General features: G+C 73.1%; 17 protein-coding genes. 7 read left to right on the top strand and 10 right to left on the bottom strand.

What is annotated here, in order from left to right; genetic code table 11:
* Nucleotides 1–205: 205 nt before the first annotated feature.
* Nucleotides 206–2,365: an NAD-dependent DNA ligase LigA gene (gene ligA, locus ABT295_RS06575; RefSeq protein WP_352393596.1), complete on the bottom strand. Its 2,160-nt coding sequence runs from the start codon at nt 2,363–2,365 to the stop codon at nt 206–208.
* 150 nt (nt 2,366–2,515) lie between these two features.
* Here ligA and ABT295_RS06580 point away from each other — a divergent pair, with 150 nt between their 5' ends.
* Together ABT295_RS06580 and ABT295_RS06585 are read left to right on the top strand one after the other, a co-directional pair.
* On the top strand, nt 2,516–4,024 hold the full coding sequence (locus ABT295_RS06580; protein ID WP_352393597.1) for a long-chain-fatty-acid--CoA ligase: 1,509 nt from the start codon (nt 2,516–2,518) through the stop codon (nt 4,022–4,024).
* A 180-nt stretch (nt 4,025–4,204) separates the two neighbouring features.
* Nucleotides 4,205–5,437, top strand: coding sequence for a L,D-transpeptidase (locus ABT295_RS06585; protein WP_352393598.1), 1,233 nt, complete (start codon nt 4,205–4,207; stop codon nt 5,435–5,437).
* Nucleotides 5,438–5,559: 122 nt separating this feature from the next.
* Here the strand turns inward: ABT295_RS06585 and ABT295_RS06590 are convergent, their stop codons facing one another.
* Both ABT295_RS06590 and ABT295_RS06595 read right to left on the bottom strand, forming a co-directional pair.
* The gene (locus ABT295_RS06590) at nt 5,560–6,540 is read right to left on the bottom strand and encodes a uroporphyrinogen decarboxylase/cobalamine-independent methonine synthase family protein (protein ID WP_352393599.1); all 981 of its coding nucleotides are present in this window, start codon (nt 6,538–6,540) and stop codon (nt 5,560–5,562) included.
* Between the two features lie 57 nt (nt 6,541–6,597).
* Nucleotides 6,598–6,978: a DoxX family protein gene (locus ABT295_RS06595; protein WP_352393600.1), complete on the bottom strand. Its 381-nt coding sequence runs from the start codon at nt 6,976–6,978 to the stop codon at nt 6,598–6,600.
* A gap of 131 nt (nt 6,979–7,109) precedes the next feature.
* On the opposite strand from ABT295_RS06595, the gene ABT295_RS06600 reads away from it, so the two are divergent.
* Together ABT295_RS06600 and ABT295_RS06605 are read left to right on the top strand one after the other, a co-directional pair.
* On the top strand, nt 7,110–7,643 hold the full coding sequence (locus tag ABT295_RS06600; protein ID WP_352393601.1) for a MarR family winged helix-turn-helix transcriptional regulator: 534 nt from the start codon (nt 7,110–7,112) through the stop codon (nt 7,641–7,643).
* Nucleotides 7,640–8,548, top strand: a complete 909-nt coding sequence (locus ABT295_RS06605) for a GNAT family N-acetyltransferase (protein WP_352393602.1) — start codon at nt 7,640–7,642, stop codon at nt 8,546–8,548. Before ABT295_RS06600 ends, ABT295_RS06605 begins: the two co-directional genes overlap by 4 nt.
* 9 nt (nt 8,549–8,557) lie before the next feature.
* Here the strand turns inward: ABT295_RS06605 and mnmA are convergent, their stop codons facing one another.
* On the bottom strand, nt 8,558–9,676 hold the full coding sequence (mnmA, locus tag ABT295_RS06610; protein WP_352393603.1) for a tRNA 2-thiouridine(34) synthase MnmA: 1,119 nt from the start codon (nt 9,674–9,676) through the stop codon (nt 8,558–8,560).
* Nucleotides 9,673–10,863 carry a cysteine desulfurase family protein gene (locus ABT295_RS06615; protein ID WP_352393604.1) on the bottom strand — a complete coding sequence of 397 codons (1,191 nt, stop codon included), beginning with the start codon at nt 10,861–10,863 and terminating at the stop codon, nt 9,673–9,675. The genes mnmA and ABT295_RS06615 overlap by 4 nt, the downstream gene beginning before the upstream one ends.
* A gap of 87 nt (nt 10,864–10,950) precedes the next feature.
* On the opposite strand from ABT295_RS06615, the gene ABT295_RS06620 reads away from it, so the two are divergent.
* Complete coding sequence (locus tag ABT295_RS06620; protein WP_352393605.1) at nt 10,951–11,439, top strand: hypothetical protein; 489 nt, start codon at nt 10,951–10,953, stop codon at nt 11,437–11,439.
* Between the two features lie 97 nt (nt 11,440–11,536).
* Here ABT295_RS06620 and ABT295_RS06625 read toward each other — a convergent pair whose 3' ends face one another.
* Together ABT295_RS06625 and ABT295_RS06630 are read right to left on the bottom strand one after the other, a co-directional pair.
* The gene (locus tag ABT295_RS06625) at nt 11,537–12,493 is read right to left on the bottom strand and encodes an electron transfer flavoprotein subunit alpha/FixB family protein (RefSeq protein ID WP_352393606.1); all 957 of its coding nucleotides are present in this window, start codon (nt 12,491–12,493) and stop codon (nt 11,537–11,539) included.
* 43 nt (nt 12,494–12,536) lie between these two features.
* The gene (locus ABT295_RS06630) at nt 12,537–13,319 is read right to left on the bottom strand and encodes an electron transfer flavoprotein subunit beta/FixA family protein (protein ID WP_352393607.1); all 783 of its coding nucleotides are present in this window, start codon (nt 13,317–13,319) and stop codon (nt 12,537–12,539) included.
* Nucleotides 13,320–13,571: 252 nt separating this feature from the next.
* Here ABT295_RS06630 and ABT295_RS06635 point away from each other — a divergent pair, with 252 nt between their 5' ends.
* A complete protein-coding gene (locus tag ABT295_RS06635) occupies nt 13,572–14,375 on the top strand; it encodes an SDR family oxidoreductase (RefSeq protein WP_352393608.1) in 804 nt (267 codons plus the stop codon).
* 253 nt (nt 14,376–14,628) lie between these two features.
* Here ABT295_RS06635 and ABT295_RS06640 read toward each other — a convergent pair whose 3' ends face one another.
* Genes ABT295_RS06640 through ABT295_RS06650 form a run of 3 tightly spaced genes read right to left on the bottom strand, consistent with a single transcriptional unit; the run spans nt 14,629 to nt 16,249 of the window.
* Nucleotides 14,629–14,961 carry a YqfO family protein gene (locus ABT295_RS06640; protein ID WP_352393609.1) on the bottom strand — a complete coding sequence of 111 codons (333 nt, stop codon included), beginning with the start codon at nt 14,959–14,961 and terminating at the stop codon, nt 14,629–14,631.
* Nucleotides 14,958–15,737 carry an enoyl-CoA hydratase/isomerase family protein gene (locus ABT295_RS06645; RefSeq protein WP_352393610.1) on the bottom strand — a complete coding sequence of 260 codons (780 nt, stop codon included), beginning with the start codon at nt 15,735–15,737 and terminating at the stop codon, nt 14,958–14,960. Before ABT295_RS06645 ends, ABT295_RS06640 begins: the two co-directional genes overlap by 4 nt.
* Nucleotides 15,737–16,249 carry a type III secretion system chaperone family protein gene (locus tag ABT295_RS06650; protein ID WP_352393611.1) on the bottom strand — a complete coding sequence of 171 codons (513 nt, stop codon included), beginning with the start codon at nt 16,247–16,249 and terminating at the stop codon, nt 15,737–15,739. Before ABT295_RS06650 ends, ABT295_RS06645 begins: the two co-directional genes overlap by 1 nt.
* A 57-nt stretch (nt 16,250–16,306) precedes the next feature.
* Here ABT295_RS06650 and glgX point away from each other — a divergent pair, with 57 nt between their 5' ends.
* On the top strand, nt 16,307–18,451 hold the full coding sequence (glgX, locus tag ABT295_RS06655; protein ID WP_352393612.1) for a glycogen debranching protein GlgX: 2,145 nt from the start codon (nt 16,307–16,309) through the stop codon (nt 18,449–18,451).
* Nucleotides 18,452–18,472: the final 21 nt, after the last annotated feature.

Genomic DNA, 18,472 nt, shown 5'->3' on the forward strand with positions numbered 1-18,472 from the left:
TCACCGTCGAGTGGCCAGTCCTCGCGGGTCCCACCCGTCGAGCGGCCACTGCTTGCGGGTCTGGCCGAGCGCCGGTCGGCGTCGGCGACGAGGACGTCACGGCATACGCCCGCGCCGACTGCTGCCCAACGCTCACGACTCGCCAAAGCCTCGTGGCCACTCGACCACGAGGCACCCACAAGAAGTGGCCTCTCGACGGTTGGGGTCAGTCGGGGGAACCGGTCTCGAGGAGGCGGCGGAAGCCGTCCTCGTCGAGGATCGTCAGGCCGAGCTCCTCGGCCTTGGCCGCCTTGGAGCCGGCGTTCGCCCCGATGACGACGTAGTCGGTCTTCTTCGAGACCGACCCGGACGCCTTGCCGCCGCGGCTGATGATGGCCTCCTTCGTCTCGTCGCGCGAGAAGCCCTCGAGGGACCCGGTGACGACGACCGTCTTGCCCTCGAGGGTGCGCGGCGTCGACGCGTCGACCTCGTCGGCCATGCGGACCCCGGCATCGGCCCACCGGCGCACGATCTCGCGGTGCCAGTCGACCTCGAACCACGCGGTCACGGCCTCGGCGATGACCCCACCGACCCCCTCGGCCTCGGCGAGCTCCGCGGTCGAGGCGGACCGGATGGCCTCCATCGAGCCGAAGTGCGTCGCGAGGGCCCGTGCGGCCGTCGGCCCGACGTGGCGGATCGAGAGCGCGACGACGACGCGCCAGAGCGGCTGCCCCTTGGCCTTCTCGAGCTCGGCGAGCAGCGTCTCGCCACCGGCCGAGAGCACCCGGCCCTCGACGACGGCGTCGTCCGGGTCGGTCTTCTTCGCGGCCCGGGTGTAGAGCGGCACGCGCGACAGCTTCTCGCGGGTGATGCCGTACTCCCCCGAGTGCGGGCTGCCCTCCGGCGGCGCGAAGAGGTCGCCCTCGTCGGTCACGACGCCCGACTCGAGCAGGGCGTTCGCGCCCTCCCAGCCGAGGGCCTCGATGTCGAGGCCGCTGCGTGAGGCGAGCGCGAAGACCCGCTCGCGCAGCTGGCTCGGGCACGAGCGCGTGTTGGGGCAGCGGATGTCCTTGTCGCCCTCCTTCTCGGGCGCGAGGGTCGTGCCGCACGAAGGGCACTCCGTCGGCATGACGAAGGCCCGTTCGGTGCCGTCGCGCAGGTCGACGACCGGCCCGACGATCTCGGGGATCACGTCGCCGGCCTTGCGCAGGACGACGGTGTCGCCGATGAGCACGCCCTTGCGCTCGACCTCGTACGCGTTGTGCAGCGTCGCGTTCTCGACGGTCGACCCCGCGACGACGACGGGTTGCATGACGCCGTAGGGCGTGACCCGGCCGGTGCGCCCGACGTTCACCCGGATGTCGAGCAGCCTGGTGTTGACCTCCTCGGGCGGGTACTTGAAGGCGATGGCCCACCGGGGGGCCCGTGAGGTGGCTCCGAGCTGGCGCTGGAGGGCCACCTCGTCGACCTTGACGACGATGCCGTCGATCTCGTGGGCGCGGTCGTGCCGGTGCTCGCCGTGGTAGGTCACGAACTCCTGAACCGCGGCGATGTCGTCGAGCACGCGCACCTCGTCGGAGGTCGGCAGACCCCAGCCGTGGAGGGCGGCGTACGCCTCGCTCTGGCGCTCGACGTCGAACCCGCGGCGCGCGCCGATCCCGTGCACGAGCATCCGCAGCGGGCGGGTGGCGGTCACCTTGGGGTCCTTCTGGCGCAGCGAACCGGCGGCGGCGTTGCGCGGGTTGGCGAAGGGGGCCTTGCCGGCCTCGACGAGGCTCGCGTTGAGGTCGGCGAAGGCCGCGGTCGGGAAGAAGACCTCGCCGCGGATCTCGACGAGCTCGGGCACGTCGTCGCCGGCCAGGCGCTCCGGCACGCCCTCGATGGTGCGCACGTTGTTGGTGACGTCCTCGCCGGTGCGGCCGTCGCCGCGGGTCAGGGCGCGCACGAGGCGTCCCTTCTCGTAGAGCAGGTTGATGGCGAGCCCGTCGATCTTCAGCTCGGTCAGGAAGTGCGCACCGGAGCCGACCTCGCGCTCGACCCGCTCGGCCCAGGTCTGCAGCTCCTCGAAGGAGAAGGCGTTGTCGAGGCTCAGCATGCGCTCGACGTGGTCGACCGTCTCGAACCCGGTCGCGAACGAGGCACCACCGACGTTCTGGGTCGGGCTCTCGGGCGTGCGCAGCGAGGGGAACTGCTCCTCGATCCCGCCCAGGCGCCGGATGATCGCGTCGTACTCGCCGTCGCTGATCGTGGGCGCGTCCTTGACGTGGTAGGCGAACTGCGCGGCGCTGGCCTGCTCGGCGAGCTCGGCCCACTCCTGGTGGACCTCGGGCGGGACGTCGTCGGTGACGGGGGTCGGGCCGGGCGCTGGGACGCTGCTCTCGCTCACGCGCACATCCTGCCAGCCGGGTCCGACGGCCGGGCGCGGGCGACGTTCGCCACGTCCGGCCCGCTCCCCTGTTCACCGGACGACTCACGGGTAACAATGGCCGCAGCCGTCGCTGTCGTCGTCTGCCCAGGTCGCTGCAAAGGAGCACCCATGACCAACCTCGCCGCCAACCTCGTCGCCACCGCCGGGCGGATCCCCGACAAGGTCGGCATCCGCCTCGACCAGCTCGAGGTGTCGTGGTCGGCGCTGCACCGGGCGGCGGCGGTCGTCGCGGCGCAGCTGCGGGCGATCGGGGTCACGCCCGGCGACCGGGTCTCGCTCATCCTGCCGAACGTGCCGGCATACCCCGTCGCCTTCTACGGCACCCTGCTCGCGGGCGCGGTCGTCGTGCCGATGAACCCGCTGCTCAAGGCCGGCGAGATCGAGTACTTCTACGAGGACTCGGGCGCGAAGGTCAGCTTCGTGTGGCCGGACTTCGCCGAGGAGGCGCACAAGGCGGCCGCGCAGACCGGCACCCGCATCGTCGTGTGCGGCCCGACGGGACCGGCCGAGGGCCAGCTGCCCGAGGTGCCGGGCGACGAGGTCGTGCTCGAGCCGGTCGACCGCGCCGACGACGACACGGCCGTGATCCTCTACACGAGCGGCACGACCGGCAAGCCCAAGGGCGCCGAGCTCACGCACTTCAACCTGCACCGCAACGCCGAGCGCTCGGCCGCCGACATCATGCAGATCACCGAGGACGACGTCATCATGGGGTGCCTGCCGCTCTTCCACGTCTTCGGCCTGACGTGCGGGCTCAACACGTCGGTGCAGCGCGGGTCGACCCTCAGCCTGATCCCCCGCTTCGACCCCGCCAAGGCCATCGAGGTGCTCGGGCGCGACCACGTGACGATCTTCCAGGGCGTGCCGACGATGTATGCCGCCATCCTCAACCACCCGAACGCCGACCAGGCCGACACGAGCAGCCTGCGCACCTGTGCGTCCGGGGGCTCGGCGATGCCCGAGGCCGTCATGAAGGCGTTCGAGGAGAAGTTCCACTGCCAGATCCTCGAGGGCTACGGCCTGTCGGAGACCTCGCCCGTCGCCTCGTTCAACATGCCCGACAAGCCGACGAAGCCGGGCACCATCGGGCGCGCCATCCCCGGGTGCGAGATGAAGCTCGTCGACCTCGAGGGCAACGACACCCCCGCCGGCGAGATCGGTGAGATCGCGATCCGCGGCGAGAACATCATGAAGGGGTACTGGAACCGCCCCGAGGCGACCAAGGAGGCCATCCCCGACGGCTGGTTCCGCTCGGGCGACCTCGCGACGGTCGACGACGAGGGCTACTTCACCATCGTCGACCGCAAGAAGGACATGATCATCCGCGGTGGCATGAACGTCTACCCGCGCGAGGTCGAGGAGGTGCTCTACACCCACCCCGACGTGCTCGAGGCCGCGGTCGTCGGCGTCCCCGACGACCTCATGGGCGAGGAGGTGGGCGCGGCGGTCGTGCTGCGCCCCGGTTCGACGACGACGCTCGAGGACGTGCAGACCTACGTCAAGGAGCGGCTCGCCGCCTACAAGTACCCGCGCCGCGTCTGGTCGCTCGACGAGCTGCCCAAGGGCCCGACGGGCAAGATCCTGCGTCGCGAGGTGCGTCCGGGCGTCGACGCCTGAGCCCGCCGCGTGTCGCGCCGCCGGGCCCCGGCACGGCGCGACACGCGGGCGGCTGGACTCGCCGTCGGTTTTGGGATATCCGGGCCTTTCGGGTGACACTGGAGTCGGGGTCACTACCGACGTGCCGCGCCCCGTCCCGCCCGGGGGCGTCCGGCGGTGCGTCTGCGAAGGGTTTACCGCGTGAAGTCGAGCATCCGTTCCGCCGCAGTGTCAGGGGTGGCCGTGCTGGCCGTGCTGGGCGCGAGCGCCTGCAACGCTTCGGCCACGGCCGACAACACCAAGCCGTCCACGAGCGCGTCGTCCGACAGCACGCCCTCCGAGACGCCCACCCCCACCCCGACCACCGACCCGGTCGTCTTCACGACGACGCCGGGCGAGCAGGCGAAGGACGTCGCGGTCGACACGCGCGTCACCGCCGCGGCCGAGAAGGGCACGCTGACCAAGGCCTCGCTCTCCTACGAGAGCAAGAAGGGCAAGAAGGTCGACGTCGAGGGTGACCTCGAGGGCGGCACGTGGACCGCGGGCGACCTGCTCGAGCCGGGCGTCACCTACACCCTCGCCATGGAGGCCACCGACACCGACGGCAAGGCCGTCGAGTCGACCCGCACGTTCTCGACCGCGAAGCTGACGCTCGACGACCAGGTCTACGTGGCGGTCTCCCCGCGAGACGGGGGCACGGTCGGCGTCGGCATGCCCGTCGTCGTCCGGTTCGACCTGCCGGTCACCGACAAGAAGAGCTTCGAGAAGAACATGTCGGTCACGGCCTCCCCGGCCCAGGCCGGCTCGTGGTACTGGCTCAGCTCGCGCGAGGCGCACTGGCGCCCGAAGACGTACTGGAAGGCCGGCACCAAGGTCCACGTCGAGGCCGACCTCAACGGCGTCCCCGCCGGCAGCAACCGCTACGGCCAGATGAGCCGCACCTCCGACTTCACCATCGGGCGCTCGGTCATCGCCAAGGTCAACCTCAAGACCGACCAGATGGACGTCTACATCAACGGGTCCAAGGTCAAGCGCATCCCCATCACGGGCGGGCGCCCCGGCTTCACCACCCGCTCCGGCGTCAAGGTGATCATGGACAAGCAGACGAACATCACGATGCGCGCCGAGACCATCGGTCTGAAGAAGGACGACCCGAACTACTACGCCGACACCCCGGTCAAGTACGCCATGCGCGTGACGAACTCGGGCGAGTTCCTGCACACCGCGCCGTGGTCGGTCGCCGACCAGGGGCGCCGCAACGTCAGCCACGGCTGCACCGGCATGAGCGACGCCAACGGCGAGTGGCTCTTCGGCCAGATGCGCATCGGCGACGTCGTCGAGACCACGGGCACCGACCGTCCCATGACGATGGGCAACGGCTACTCCGACTGGAACCTCAGCTGGGCGAAGTGGAAGGCCGGCTCGGCCCTCTGAGCCCGTGAGCGCCACAGGCGTACGACGGAGGCCGGTCACCCTCGGGTGACCGGCCTTCGTCGCGTCGGGCCCACGATGACGGATGCCGTCAGCGCGCTGGGGCGCCCGAGCGCGCTCGGTCGTCAGCCTGCGCTGCGCTCCTCGAGCTCGCGGGCCGTCTCGACCGCGGCGCGCTGGACCGCCCGGGCGACGGGTGGCGTCGCCGCCCCGAGGCCACAGGCCGGCGTCACGACGAGGTCGGCGAGCCGGGCGAGCGGGAGGCCGACGCGCGTCCACGCCGAGACGAGCTCGTCGGCGAGCTGCGTCGCGCGGGTGCGCCCCCCGTCGGTCGGCACGACTCCCGCGTGCAGCCGGATGCCGTCCTCGACGGCGACCGCGACGCCCTCCCACTCGCGCGGTCGCAGCAGCGAGGTGTCGAGCGAGAGCGCTCCCGGTCCCGCCGCCCGCAGCAGCGGCACCGGCGGCGAGCTCGCGCAGCAGTGCACGACGGTCGGGCCGTCGTGCGCCCGGAGCACGGTCTGGAGCCCGCGGGCGGCGACCTGCGGGTCGAGGCTGGGCAGCCGACCGAAGCCCGAGGCGGTCGGCAGGCGACCGGCGAGCACCGTCGGCAGGCTCGGCTCGTCGAGCTGGAGCACGACCTCGGCGCCGGGCACGAGGCGCCGCACCGCCGCGACATGGAGGCGCACGCCCTCGGCGAGCGAGTCGACGAGGTCACGGCACGCCCCGTCGTCGACGACGACGCGCTCGCCCCGCTGGAGCCAGAGGCTCGCGGCGAGCGTCCACGGGCCGACGACCTGCAGCTTGAGGGGGCCGGTGTGCCCGTCGAAGGCCTCGGCGAGCTCGTCGAGGTCCTCCCGGAGCAGCGCGGCGGTGCGGGCGGCGTCGCGGCCGGGACGGTCGACGAAGCGCCAGCCGACCGGCTGGAGGTCGACGGGCAGCTCGACGAGCAGGCCGGCCGTCCGGCCGACCATGTCGGCGCCCGGGCCGCGCTCGGGCAGCTCCGGCAGGTAGGGCAGCTGCCCGTCGAGCAGCTCGCGCACCTGCGCGAGCCCGTCACGCACCGAGGTGCCGGGCCAGGAGCCGATGCCGGTTGCGAGCGTCACCGCGCCAGCCTAGGGGCGGGCCCGGGCGGCGCGGCCCGGGGGCCGCGCGTGGACGGCTCAGGAGGTGAACGCGTACGGCCCGAATCGGCCCCAGGCCACGATGGCGGCGAGGACGAGGAGGACGACGTTGACGACGATCATGGGCGTCTCACCCCGGCGGGCGTGCGTCACGATCGCACCGACCATGACGAGCACGAGCCCCGTCGCCGCGAGCGGCACGAGCACGGGGGCGACCCCCGTCAGGGCCGGCAGGACGAGACCCACCGCCGCGAGCACCTCGAGCACCCCGATGAGGCGGATCGTGCCCTGGCCGAAGCCCTCGGTCCAGCCCATGCCGGAGGCGGCGAGCTCCTCCTTGGAGCGGGCGAGCTTCATCCCCCCGCTGCCGAGGAACGCCACGGCGAGCAGACCGGCCAGGATCCAGAGAACGATGTCCACGGCGACACACGCCTTTCCACTGGGGTGCGATTGACTTGAAGGTTGAAGTGATCGTACGACTCTTGACTTCAATCTTCAAGTGATCCTCGGCTCTCGCACTCCCGCGCTCACGCGCCGGATACGCTGGGCGCATGCCGCAACGGTCGACCCCGGAGGAGCGCGACGACGCGCGCGACGACGAACCGCGCTGGCTCGACGCCGAGGAGCGCGAGGCGTGGATGGCCTTGGGATACCTGGTGATCCGCCTTCCGGCCGCCCTCGATGCGCAGCTGCAGAGCGAAGCCGGGATGAGCCACTTCGACTACCAGGTGATGGCCGGGCTCTCCGAGGCACCCGACCGCACCCTGCGGATGAGCGTCCTCGCGGCCTTCGCCGTGGGCTCGCTCTCGCGCCTCTCCCAGGTCGTCTCGAAGCTCGAGCGGCGCGGCTGGGTGACGCGCTCCCCCGACCCGGCCGACGGGCGCTACACGCTCGCGACGCTCACCGACGAGGGGTGGGCCACCATCGTCGCGGCCGCCCCGGGGCACGTCGAGACCGTGCGCCGGCTCGTGCTCGACCCGCTCACCCGCACCCAGGTGCGCCAGCTCGCGGCCATCGGTCACCGCATCGGCGACGCCCTCGACCCCGACGACGGGTGCGTGCAGCGCCGGGGCGCCGGTCGATGAGCCCGGCCGGGACCGTCCGACGCCGCGACTTCTCCGGACCGGACGACCTGCGCGCCATGCAGGACCTCTGCTCGCGGGTGTGGTCGCCCACGAGCCGCTTCCACCCGGGCCAGCTGGCGTGGAGCCGTTACCACCGCCCCGTCGACCCCGCCGTGCTCGATGCGTCGGAGGCGATCGCGCTGTGGACCGCGGGCGACCGCACGGTCGCGTTCGGCTGGGCCGAGGCCCCCGACTGGCTCGAGCTGCAGGTCGACCCCGACCACCCCGGGCTGGCGGTCGACGTCCTCGAGTGGTTCGAGGAGTGGAGCGACGCCGACGAGCAGTCGGCGATGGCCGTCGAGGGCGACGCCGCCGTCGAGACCGCCCTCGCGGACGCCGGCTTCGAGCCCCGGCCCGATGATCCCTTCTTCACCCACCACGTGTTGGACCTCGACGCGCTCCCGGCCGCTCGCGACGTGCCCGGGTACACCTGCCGCGCCGTGCGCCCGGACGAGGCCACCGAGCGGGCCGCCGTCCACGCGGCCGCCTGGTCGGACCTCGGCCCGTCGCGCGTCGACGCGACGGCCTACCGGCAGCTCGGCCGCGCGTGGCCCTACCGCTCCGACCTCGACCACGTGGCCGTCGACGCCGAGGGGGAGATGGTCGCCTCGGCCCTCGTCTGGCTCGACCCGGCGACGGGCGCCGGCCTCGTCGAGCCGGTCGGCTGCGTGCCCGGGCACCGCGGCCGGGGCCTCGCCGGGGCCGTCACGCTCTCGGCCCTGCACGCGCTGCGCGCAGCGGGTGGCGTCCTCGCGCAGGTCACCCCGCGGGGCGACGACGCCTACCCGGGCCCCCAGCGGCTCTACCGCTCGATCGGCTTCCGTCCCAGCGCCCGCGTCGTCACCTGGACCCGGGCGAGCGACTGACCGGCGGGCTCAACCGACGGGCGCGGCAGCGTCCGACCGGTCGAGGCGGGCCGCCGTGATGGTGGCCGACCCGATGACGCGGGTGCCGTCGTAGAGCACGACGGACTGGCCCGGCGCGACGCCGCGCACCCGCCCCTCGAGGCGCACCTCGACGCGCCCGTCCTGCGCCCACGCCCGGGCCGGGTACTCCTCGCCGTGGGCCCGCACCTGCGCCCCGACCTCCACGACACCCTCGGGTGCCGGGCCGCACCAGCGGGCGTGCTCGCCGGTGATGGCGTTCACGCCGAGCAGGTCGGCCGTACCGACGACGACCTGGTTCGACTCGGGCCGCACCTCGACGACGTAGCGCGGCTGCCCGTCCGCGGCCGGGCGCGACAGCGCGAGACCCCGCCGCTGGCCGACGGTGTAGGCGAACGCCCCGCGGTGCCGGCCCAGCACCTCCCCCGTGGTGTCGACGATCTCGCCCGGGGCCTCGCCGAGCTCGCGGGTCAGCCACCCCCGCGTGTCACCGTCGGCGATGAAGCAGATGTCGTGGCTGTCGGGCTTCTTCGCGACGTAGAACCCCCGCGCGGCGGCCTCCTCGCGGATCTGCGGCTTGGTCGTGTCACCGAGCGGGAAGAACGACCGGGCCAGCTGCTCGGCGTCGAGCACGCCGAGCACGTAGCTCTGGTCCTTGGCGGGGTCGACGGCCCGGTGCAGCTCGCGGACGACTCCACCTCCCGGCGCGGTGGTCTCGACGACCTGCGCGTAGTGGCCGGTCGCCACGGCGTCGAAGCCGAGGGCGAGCGCCTTGTCGAGCAGGGCCGCGAACTTGATCTTCTCGTTGCAGCGCAGGCACGGGTTCGGGGTGCGCCCGGCGGCGTACTCGGCCCGGAAGTCGTCGACGACGTCGCGCGAGAAGCGGGCGGCCATGTCCCACACGTAGAACGGGATGCCGAGCTGGTCTGCGACCCGTCGCGCGTCGCCGGCGTCCTCGATGGTGCAACAGCCGCGTGCCGACTCACGCAGCGTGGCGGCGCTCTGGCTCAGTGCGAGGTGCACCCCGACGACGTCGTGACCGGCGTCGATCATCCGGGCGGCCGCGACGGCCGAGTCGACGCCCCCGCTCATCGCCGCCACGACCCTCATGACGCGGTCGCCTCACGCGCGCGGCGGGCCCGCTCCACCGCGGCCGGCAGCGCCGCGATGACGGCGTCGACGTCGGCGCGGGTCGACGTGTGCCCGAGCGTGAGCCGCAGCGCGCCGCGCGCGTCGCTCTCGGGGATGCCCATGGCGAGCAGCACGTGGCTCGGCTGCGGCACGCCGGCCTGGCAGGCCGAGCCGGTCGAGCACGACACCCCGGCGGCGTCGAGCAGGTAGAGGAGCGAGTCGCCGTCGCAGCCGGGCACGAGCAGGTGGGCGTTGCCGGGCAGGCGGCGGGTCGCGTCACCCCGCTCCCACACCCCGGTCGGGCGGATGTCGGGTGCGACGGTCATGGCCCGCTCGATCAGCTCGTCACGCAGGGCCACGAGCCGGGCGCTCTCGGCATCCATCGTGGCGGTCGCCTCGACGAGCGCCGCGGCGAAGCCGACGATGGCGGGCGTGTCGAGCGTGCCGGAGCGCACCTGGCGCTCCTGGCCGCCGCCGTGCGTCAGCGGCACGAGCCGGGCGTCGCGGCGGGCCACGAGCGCCCCGACGCCGATGGGCCCGCCGAGCTTGTGCGCCGTCACGGCCATCAGGTCCGCGCCGCTCGCGGCGAAGTCGACGGGCACGTGCCCGGCCGCCTGCACGGCGTCGGTGTGGAACGGCACGCCGAACTCGTGGGCGACCTCGGCGAGCGCCGCGACGTCCTGCACGGTGCCGACCTCGTTGTTGGCCCACATCACCGACACGAGGGCGACGGAGCCGGGGTCGGCGGCGATCGCCGCGCGCACGGTCGCCGGCTCGACGAGCCCCTCGGCCGTCGGTTCGAGCCACGTGACGGCCGCGCCCTCGTGCGCGACGAGGTGCTCGACCGAGTCGAGCACGGCGTGGTGCTCGGCGGCACCGACGAGCAGGCGCACGCGCGCGGGGTCGGCGTCGCGGCGGGCCCGGAACGTGCCCTTGACGGCGAGGTTGTCCGACTCGGTGCCGCCCGAGGTGAAGACCACCTCGGAGGGCCGGGCGCCGAGGCAGCGCGCGATCTTCTCGCGGGACTCCTCGACGACGCGCCGGGCGGCTCGGCCGGTGCGGTGCAGCGACGACGGGTTGCCGACCACGGTGAGCTGCTCGGTCATCGCCGCGAGGGCCGCCGGCAGCATCGGGGTCGTCGCCGCGTGGTCGAGGTAGGCAGTCACCTCCCGATTCTAGGACGGGCCCGCGACGCGCCCGACCGCGTCGTCGACGCGCGCACCGCGGCGCACGTCCGACCTATGATCTGGCCCATGGTCGGCACGGGCGGCACGGGCGGCACGCAGGAGGGCGACGGTCGGGGCACGCTGCGCGCCCCGACGGTCCACCGGGCCGTGGCGTCCCTCGCGTGCCCCGTGCTCGGCTACTTCGTCGCCCGCCTGCTCGTGCGCTTCCTCCCCGCCCTGCCCGCCGCCGTGCCGTATGCCGTGTGCCTGGCCGCCGCACTCCTGCTCGGCTGGCGCGCGTGGTCGGCCCGGGTCGTGCTCGGCGAGGCCGACCTCAGGGTGCACAACACGCTCGCCACGACGACGATCGAGCGCCCCGCCGTGCGGCGGGTGTCCTCGACCGGGCGGGTCGAGTGGCTGCGGGGCGACCGGCGCCCGGTGCGGGTGCCGTCGGAGGCGCTCTCGGCGCCCTGGTGGACCTTCGGGGCGGCGGGGTCGGCATACGCCCACAACCGGGAGCGGGTCGAGAGCTGGACGCGACGGTCGACGCCGCGCCGGTCGCCCGAGCCCGGCTGACGGCATACGGCGTCGGGATCGCCCGCACGTGCAGCAGGCCGGGACCCCGTGGGGGACCCGGCCTGCGTGCGGTGTGGTGCGGTGTGCGGTGGTGCGGTCAGTCCTTGGCGGCCTTGATCGCGTCGGTGGCCTGCGGGAGCACCGCGAAGAGGTCACCGACGACGCCGAAGTCGACGAGCTCGAAGATCGGGGCCTCGTTGTCCTTGTTGACGGCCACGATGGTCTTGCTCGTCTGCATGCCGGCGCGGTGCTGGATCGCGCCGGAGATGCCGCAGGCGACGTAGAGCTGCGGGCTCACCTGCTTGCCGGTCTGGCCGACCTGCGAGGTGTGCGGGTACCACCCGGCGTCGACGGCCGCGCGGCTCGCGCCGACGGCCGCGCCGAGCGAGTCGGCGAAGTCCTCGACCTTCGAGAAGTCGCCGGCCGTGCCGCGGCCGCCGGAGACGACGATGGCCGCCTCGGTCAGCTCGGGGCGACCGCTCGCCTGCTTCGGCTTCGACTCGACGATCTTAGCGCCCTTGGCGGCGTCGGACGGGGCGAAGTCGAGCACCTCGTCGGCGGCCGCGCCGGCGGCCTCCTCGGGCGTCGCCGAGTTCGGCTTGACCGCGACGATGGGCGTGCCCTTCGTGACGGTGGCCGACACCGTGTAGGAGCCGGCGAAGACCGACTGCGTCGTGGCCACGCCACCGTCGGCGGCCTGGACGTCGACGGCGTCGGTGATCAGGCCCGACTCGGTCTTGACCGCGAGGCGGGCGGCGATCTCCTTGCCCTCGGGCGAGGACGGGACGAGGACCGCGGCCGGGGCCTTGTCGGCGACGAGCTGCGCGAGCAGCTCCGCCTGCGGCACGACGAGGTGCTCGAGCACCTCGGGCGACTCGACGCGGTAGACCTTCTCGGCACCGAAGCGCGCGAGGGTCTCCTTGGCGGCGTCGAAGCCGGAGCCGACGAAGACGGCGGACGGCTCGCCGAGGCGGCGGGCGATCGTCAGCAGCTCGGACGTGGTCTTGCGCACCTTGCCGTCGACGTGGTCGACGAGGACGAGTACTTCAGCCATGGGGATCTCCTTTGCTGGCTGGAAAGGTCGGGGCAGGAACGGGTCAGACGAACTTGCGCTCGGTGAGGAAGGCGGCGAGCTTGCTGCCGCCGTCGCCCTCGTCGGCGACGATCTCGCCCTGCGAGCGCGGCGGGCGCGCGGCGAAGGAGTCGACCTTCGTCCACGCGGCGTCGAGCCCGACCTGTGCGCCCTCGACGCCGAGGTCGGCCAGCGACCACTGCTCGACGGGCTTCTTCTTGGCGGCCATGATCCCCTTGAACGAGGGGTAGCGCGGCTCGTTGATCTGGTCGGTCACCGAGACGAGCGCCGGCAGCGTGGCCGTGATCGTCTGGGTCGAGGCGTCGCCGTCGCGGCGGATCGTCGCCGTGCTGCCCTCGACGGTGAGCTCGGAGGCGAACGTGACGGCCGGCAGGCCGAGGCGCTCGGCCAGCATCGCGGGCACGACGCCCATGGTGCCGTCGGTCGAGGCCATGCCGGTGACGACGAGGTCGACGTCGCCGATCTTGCGGATGGCCTCGGCGAGCACGAGCGAGGTCGCCGCGGCGTCGGAGCCGTGGATCGCGTCGTCGCTGACGTGCACGCCCTTGTCGGCGCCCATCTGCAGGGCCTTCTTGATGGCGTCGGCGGCGGCGTCGGGGCCGACCGTGAGCACGGTCACCTCACCCTCGCCGGCCTCGACGATCTTGAGGGCCTCCTCGACCGCGTACTCGTCGAGCTCGGACAGCAGGCCGTCGACGTTCTCGCGGTCGGTCGTGTTGTCAGATGCGTTGAACGTGCGCTCGGCCTGGGCGTCCGGCACGTACTTGACACAGACGACGATGTTCATGGGTGAACGTCCTCTTCCGTTGCTGGTGGTGGTGCTCGAAGGAGCTGCCGGAGGTCGCTCCGGCACTGCCGTCCATCCTCTCACTGAGCGCTCGCTCAGTTCGTACGCCGGCGGCGTGACGCTCACCACCAGCGTGCATGCGGCTCGTCCGTCACCCGCGCCCGGCGGGGCGGGACGGGACGGGACGGGACGGGACGGGACGGGGCGAAAAGCGATGGCCCCGCGGCATCCGGCCCCCCGAGGATGGGGCGCATGTCGCAGCCCTCCCCCAGCCCGACCCGCTCCCCCGAGCCGCGCGTGGCCCTCGTCACCGGCGTCGGGCGCCGTCGCTCGATCGGGGCGGAGCTCGCGATCGGCCTCGCCACCGACGGGTGGGACCTCGCGCTGGCGCACTGGCAGCCCTACGACGACCGGCTCGGCTACGAGCGCGGCGCCGACGACCCCGCTGCCGTCGCCGCGGCGTGCCGCGACCTCGGCAGCCGGGTCGAGCTGCTGTCCGGCGACCTCGCCGACCCGGCCACCCCGGAGGCCCTCGTGGCCGCCGCGACCGAGCGGCTCGGCCGCGTCACCGGCCTCGTCATGTCGCACTGCGAGTCGGTCGACAGCAGCATCCTCGACACCACCCTCGAGAGCTGGGACCGGCACTACGCGGTCAACGCCCGAGCGTCGTGGCTGCTCATCCGCGCGGTCGCCGAGCGCCTGCCCGTGGTGACGCCGGGCGGCCCGGCCGCCGCCCACGTCGTCGCGCTGACGAGCGACCACACGGCGCACAACCTGCCCTACGGCTCGAGCAAGGGAGCCCTCGACCGCATCGTCGTCGCGGCTGCGGTCGAGCTCGCCGACCGGGGGCTGCGGGCCAACGTCGTCAACCCCGGACCGATCGACACGGGCTGGATGGACGACCGGATCCGGGCGCTCGGCGTGGCCGACACCCCGGCCGGGCGGCTCGGCACGCCGCGAGACACCGCCGACCTCGTCCGCTTCCTGCTCTCGGACCAGGGGAGCTGGATGAACGGCCAGCTCCTCCTCAGCAACGGCGGCTTCAAGACCGCCTGACCGCCTCGGCGGGGCGACCCCGCCCCGCCCACAACCGCGCCGTGGCGCACCTCCAGCCACCTGGCATACGGGCTGCCGGCTGGAACCGCGCCGTGGCGCACTTGTAGCCGGGAACTCGGCCGTATGCCGGCTGAAACCGCGCCCTGGCGCACGTGTAGCCGGGAACTCGGCCGTATGCCGGCTGGAACCGCGCCCCGGCGCACGTGCAGCCGCGAACTCGGGCGGGCTGGCTGGAGAGCAATCGCTCGGGCGGTCAGGGGGCGGTGGGGTCGGCGGTCTCGAGGACGTGGAAGGCGGGCTCCTCGTAGGGGTGCGCGGACCTCAGGGCGGCGACGACGGCCGGCCGGAGCGAGCGCCCCAGCACCAGCTCGACCCGGTGCTCGGCGACGCGCTCGAGCTCCCCGACCGTGCCGATCGCGGGAGTGGCGCCGGGCATCGGACGGAACCGACCGGTGCCCGCGGTGACGAAGGCGCAGTCGCGGTAGTCGCCCACGGCGCCGGCACCGGCGGCGAAGACCGCCGCGAGGACGTCCTCGGTCGACTCGACGGGCGAGTAGAACACGAGGACGTCCAGCGGCTCGGTCATCGACCCTCGAACTGCGCCTTGCCCGGGCCCTGCTCGACGAAGGAGGTCATGCCGATCTCGCGGTCCTTCGTCGCGAAGAGCGAGGCGAAGAGCAGGCGCTCGATCTCGAGCCCCGTCTCGAGGTCGACCTCGAGACCGCGGTCGATGGCCTCCTTGGCGGCGCGGACGGCATACGAGGCCGCACCGACGAAGGTGGAGGCCCACTCGCGCGACGCGGTGTAGACGTCGGCGGCCGGGACGACCTTGTCGGCGAGGCCGATCGCGAGCGCCTCGGAGGCGTCGACGAAGCGGCCGCTGAAGATGATCTCCTTGGCCCGCGAGGCGCCGACGAGGCGCGACAGGCGCTGCGTGCCGCCGGCGCCCGGGATGATGCCCAGCAGGATCTCGGGCTGGCCGAGCTTCGCGTCGTCGGCGACGACCCGGAAGTCGCAGGCGAGCGCGAGCTCGCAACCGCCGCCGAGCGCGTAGCCGGTGATGGCGGCGATGACCGGCTTGGGGATGCGGGCCACCGAGCTGATCGAGCTCATGAGCGGACCGGAGCGCTCGACCATGTCGGTGTACGACATGCCCTGCATCTCCTTGATGTCGGCGCCCGCCGCGAAGACGCGCTCGCCGCCGTAGACGATGACCGCCTTGACGTCGGTGCGCGCGGTCGCCTCCTCGGCGGCCGCCCGGATCTCCTCCTGGACCTGGACGTTGAGGGCGTTCATCTTCGGCCGGTCGAGGCGGATCGTGCCGATGCCGTCCTCGACCTCGAGCCGGACGAACTCACCCATCAGGCGTCGCCGGGCGCGCCCGCGGGCGCGTCGTCCATCGGCAGCCAGGACTGGAAGAAGAACCCGACGCTCTGCAGGATGTGGTTGACCGAGAGCGGCACGAGGATGTCGAGGTCGGCGTTGGGCGTGATGACGTGCTCGGCCGAGACGACGAGGCTCTCCTGCACGAGCGAGAGCTTGACGATGTTGAGCTGCATCGTCATGTCGTTGCAGCGGGCGAGGCGCTCGTTCTGGTCGGGCGACACCGGGTCGGCGAGCTGCCACTGGCCGAAGAACCGCACCAGGGCGAGGTCACCCTCGGCGACGCGCGCGAAGAGGGTCGTGCTCGTGCCCTGGTCGTCGACGATGGCGAACTCGAGGTCGCCGTCGCCGTCGACGGATGCGTCGAGCTCGAGTCCCCGGAGCACCTGCAGGATGCGGTCGCGCACCGGCGTGTCACTGACGGGGGCGCCGTTGGGGCCCGCGTCGGGCGTGCTCGGCATGAAGTTGGGCAGCGAAGTCGGATCGGTCATGCGTCAACCGTAACGAGGTCACGCGTGCGGGTCGATCCGCCCCCTACGCTCTGACACATGTGCCCGACGCCGGAACCGACGCCCGACCTGCCCCCGGAGCTCGGTGCCCGGCTCACCGCGGACGGTGCGCAGTTCAGCGTCTACGCCGGCCACGCCCGGTCGGTCGAGGTCTGCCTCTTCGACGCCGCACCGGACGGCACGACGACCGAGCGGCGCGTGCCGCTGCGGCACCGCGCGCACGGCACGTGGTTCGACGTCGTGCCGGGGGTCCGCGCCGGGCAGCGCTACGCCTTCCGCGTCGACGGCGACTGGGACCCCGAGCGCGCCCTGCTGCACAACCCGGCGAAGCTGCTCCTCGACCCCTACGCGCGGGCCATCGAGGGCGCGGTGCGGCTCGACCCCGCGCTCTACGGCCACCGCGTCGGCCCCGACCTGCGCGGCGACCTGTGGCAGCGCGACGACCGCGACTCGGCGCCCTTCATGCCGCGCTGCGTCGTCGTCGAGGACGAGTTCGACTGGGGCGCAGACCGTTTCCCGCGTCGCTCGCTGACCGAGTCGCTCGTCTACGAGGTGCACGTCGTCAACGCGACGAAGCTGCACCCGGGCGTGCCGGAGCCGCTCCGCGGGACGTATGCCGGCCTCGCCCACCCCGCGTTCGTCGAGCACCTGCTCGGCCTCGGCGTCACCGCCGTCGAGCTGCTGCCCGTGCACACCTTCACCCACGAGCCCGACCTCGTGCTCCGGGGGCTCACGAACCACTGGGGCTACAACACGCTCGGCTTCTTCGCCCCCCACGCCCCCTACGCCGTGGCGACCGACCCGCAGGGCGTCCTCGACGAGTTCAAGGGCATGGTCAAGGCGCTGCACGCCGCCGGCATCGAGGTGCTGCTCGACGTCGTCTACAACCACACGGCCGAGAACGAGCGGGACGGGATGACGCTCTCGTGGCGGGGCCTCGACCAGCGGGCCTACTACCGGCTCGACGCCCGGGGCCGCGACATCGACGTCACGGGCTGCGGCAACACCCTCGACCTGACGCACCCCGTCGTCGCCCGGCAGGTGCTCGACTCGCTGCGCTACTGGGTGGAGCAGTGCCACGTCGACGGCTTCCGCTTCGACCTCGCCGTGGCCCTCGGCCGGGGCAAGGACGACGGGTTCGACCGCGACCACCCGTTCCTCGTCGCCCTGCGCACGGATCCCGTGCTCTCGCGCGCGAAGCTCGTGGCCGAGCCGTGGGACCTCGGCATCCACGGCTGGCGCACCGGCCAGTTCCCCCCGCCCTTCTCGGAGTGGAACGACCGCTACCGCGACGCCACGCGCACCTTCTGGCTGCGTGACCTGGCGGCGTCGACGGCCGGGGCAGACGGCCACGGGGTGCGCGAGCTCGCGACCCGGCTCACCGGGTCGCAGGACCTCTTCGACACGCACGACCGCGGCACCATCGCCTCGGTCAACTTCGTCACGGCGCACGACGGGTTCACGCTGGCGGACCTCACCACCTACGACACGAAGCACAACGGCGCCAACGGCCACGCCGGCGCCGACGGCTCCAACGACAACCGGTCGTGGAACCACGGGGTCGAGGGCCGCACCGACTCCTGCGACGTGCTGGCTGCGCGCCGCCGGTCGATGCGCAACCTGCTCGGCACGCTGCTGCTCTCGACCGGCGTGCCGATGATCAACGCGGGTGACGAGCTCGGGCGCAGCCAGCGGGGCAACAACAACCCCTACTCGCAGGACAACGAGATCAGCTGGACGTCGTGGGACCTCGAGCCGTGGCAGGAGGACCTCCTCGAGACGACCCGTCACCTCGTCCGGCTGAGGCGCGACCACCCGGTGCTGCGACAGCGAGCGTTCTTCTCCGGCAGGCAGATCCACGAGGACGGCTCGACCGACCTCGCCTGGTTCGGCTCGGACGGCGCGCCGATGGGCAGCCGGTGGGACGGCCCGGCCGTGTCGGTGCTGCAGGCCCTCTACAACGGAGCGTGGCTCGACCACCAGTCCGTGCTCATCACCCTGAACGGGTCGGCGCGCCCGGTCGGGGTGACGTTGCCCGCCGCACCCGGCACGACGGCATACGTGCTGCTCTGGGACAGCGCGGACGACCGCCCGTCGCCGCCGGGGAGCCCCGTGGCGGCCGGGACCGTGGTGACGGCCGTGGGCGCCTCGCTGCAGGTGTGGAGCGCCGTCGAGGCCGGCTGACCACCCGCCGCCCGCCCCGGC

It is taken from the genome of Terrabacter sp. NPDC000476, assembly GCF_040300125.1.
In the GTDB taxonomy this organism is placed as follows: domain Bacteria; phylum Actinomycetota; class Actinomycetes; order Actinomycetales; family Dermatophilaceae; genus Terrabacter.

Bases quoted from the DNA above. Each gene is read 5' to 3' on its own strand.
- ABT295_RS06645 (WP_352393610.1), bottom strand. From the start codon at position 15,737: ATGGGTGAGTTCGTCCGGCTCGAGGTCGAGGACGGCATCGGCACGATC.
- ABT295_RS06625 (WP_352393606.1), bottom strand. From the start codon at position 12,493: ATGGCTGAAGTACTCGTCCTCGTCGACCACGTCGACGGCAAGGTGCGC.
- ABT295_RS06635 (WP_352393608.1), top strand. From the start codon at position 13,572: ATGTCGCAGCCCTCCCCCAGCCCGACCCGCTCCCCCGAGCCGCGCGTG.
- ABT295_RS06605 (WP_352393602.1), top strand. From the start codon at position 7,640: ATGAGCCCGGCCGGGACCGTCCGACGCCGCGACTTCTCCGGACCGGAC.
- glgX (WP_352393612.1), top strand. From the start codon at position 16,307: ATGTGCCCGACGCCGGAACCGACGCCCGACCTGCCCCCGGAGCTCGGT.
- ABT295_RS06580 (WP_352393597.1), top strand. From the start codon at position 2,516: ATGACCAACCTCGCCGCCAACCTCGTCGCCACCGCCGGGCGGATCCCC.
- mnmA (WP_352393603.1), bottom strand. From the start codon at position 9,676: ATGAGGGTCGTGGCGGCGATGAGCGGGGGCGTCGACTCGGCCGTCGCG.
- ABT295_RS06600 (WP_352393601.1), top strand. From the start codon at position 7,110: ATGCCGCAACGGTCGACCCCGGAGGAGCGCGACGACGCGCGCGACGAC.
- ABT295_RS06640 (WP_352393609.1), bottom strand. From the start codon at position 14,961: ATGACCGAGCCGCTGGACGTCCTCGTGTTCTACTCGCCCGTCGAGTCG.
- ABT295_RS06630 (WP_352393607.1), bottom strand. From the start codon at position 13,319: ATGAACATCGTCGTCTGTGTCAAGTACGTGCCGGACGCCCAGGCCGAG.
- ABT295_RS06620 (WP_352393605.1), top strand. From the start codon at position 10,951: ATGGTCGGCACGGGCGGCACGGGCGGCACGCAGGAGGGCGACGGTCGG.
- ABT295_RS06650 (WP_352393611.1), bottom strand. From the start codon at position 16,249: ATGACCGATCCGACTTCGCTGCCCAACTTCATGCCGAGCACGCCCGAC.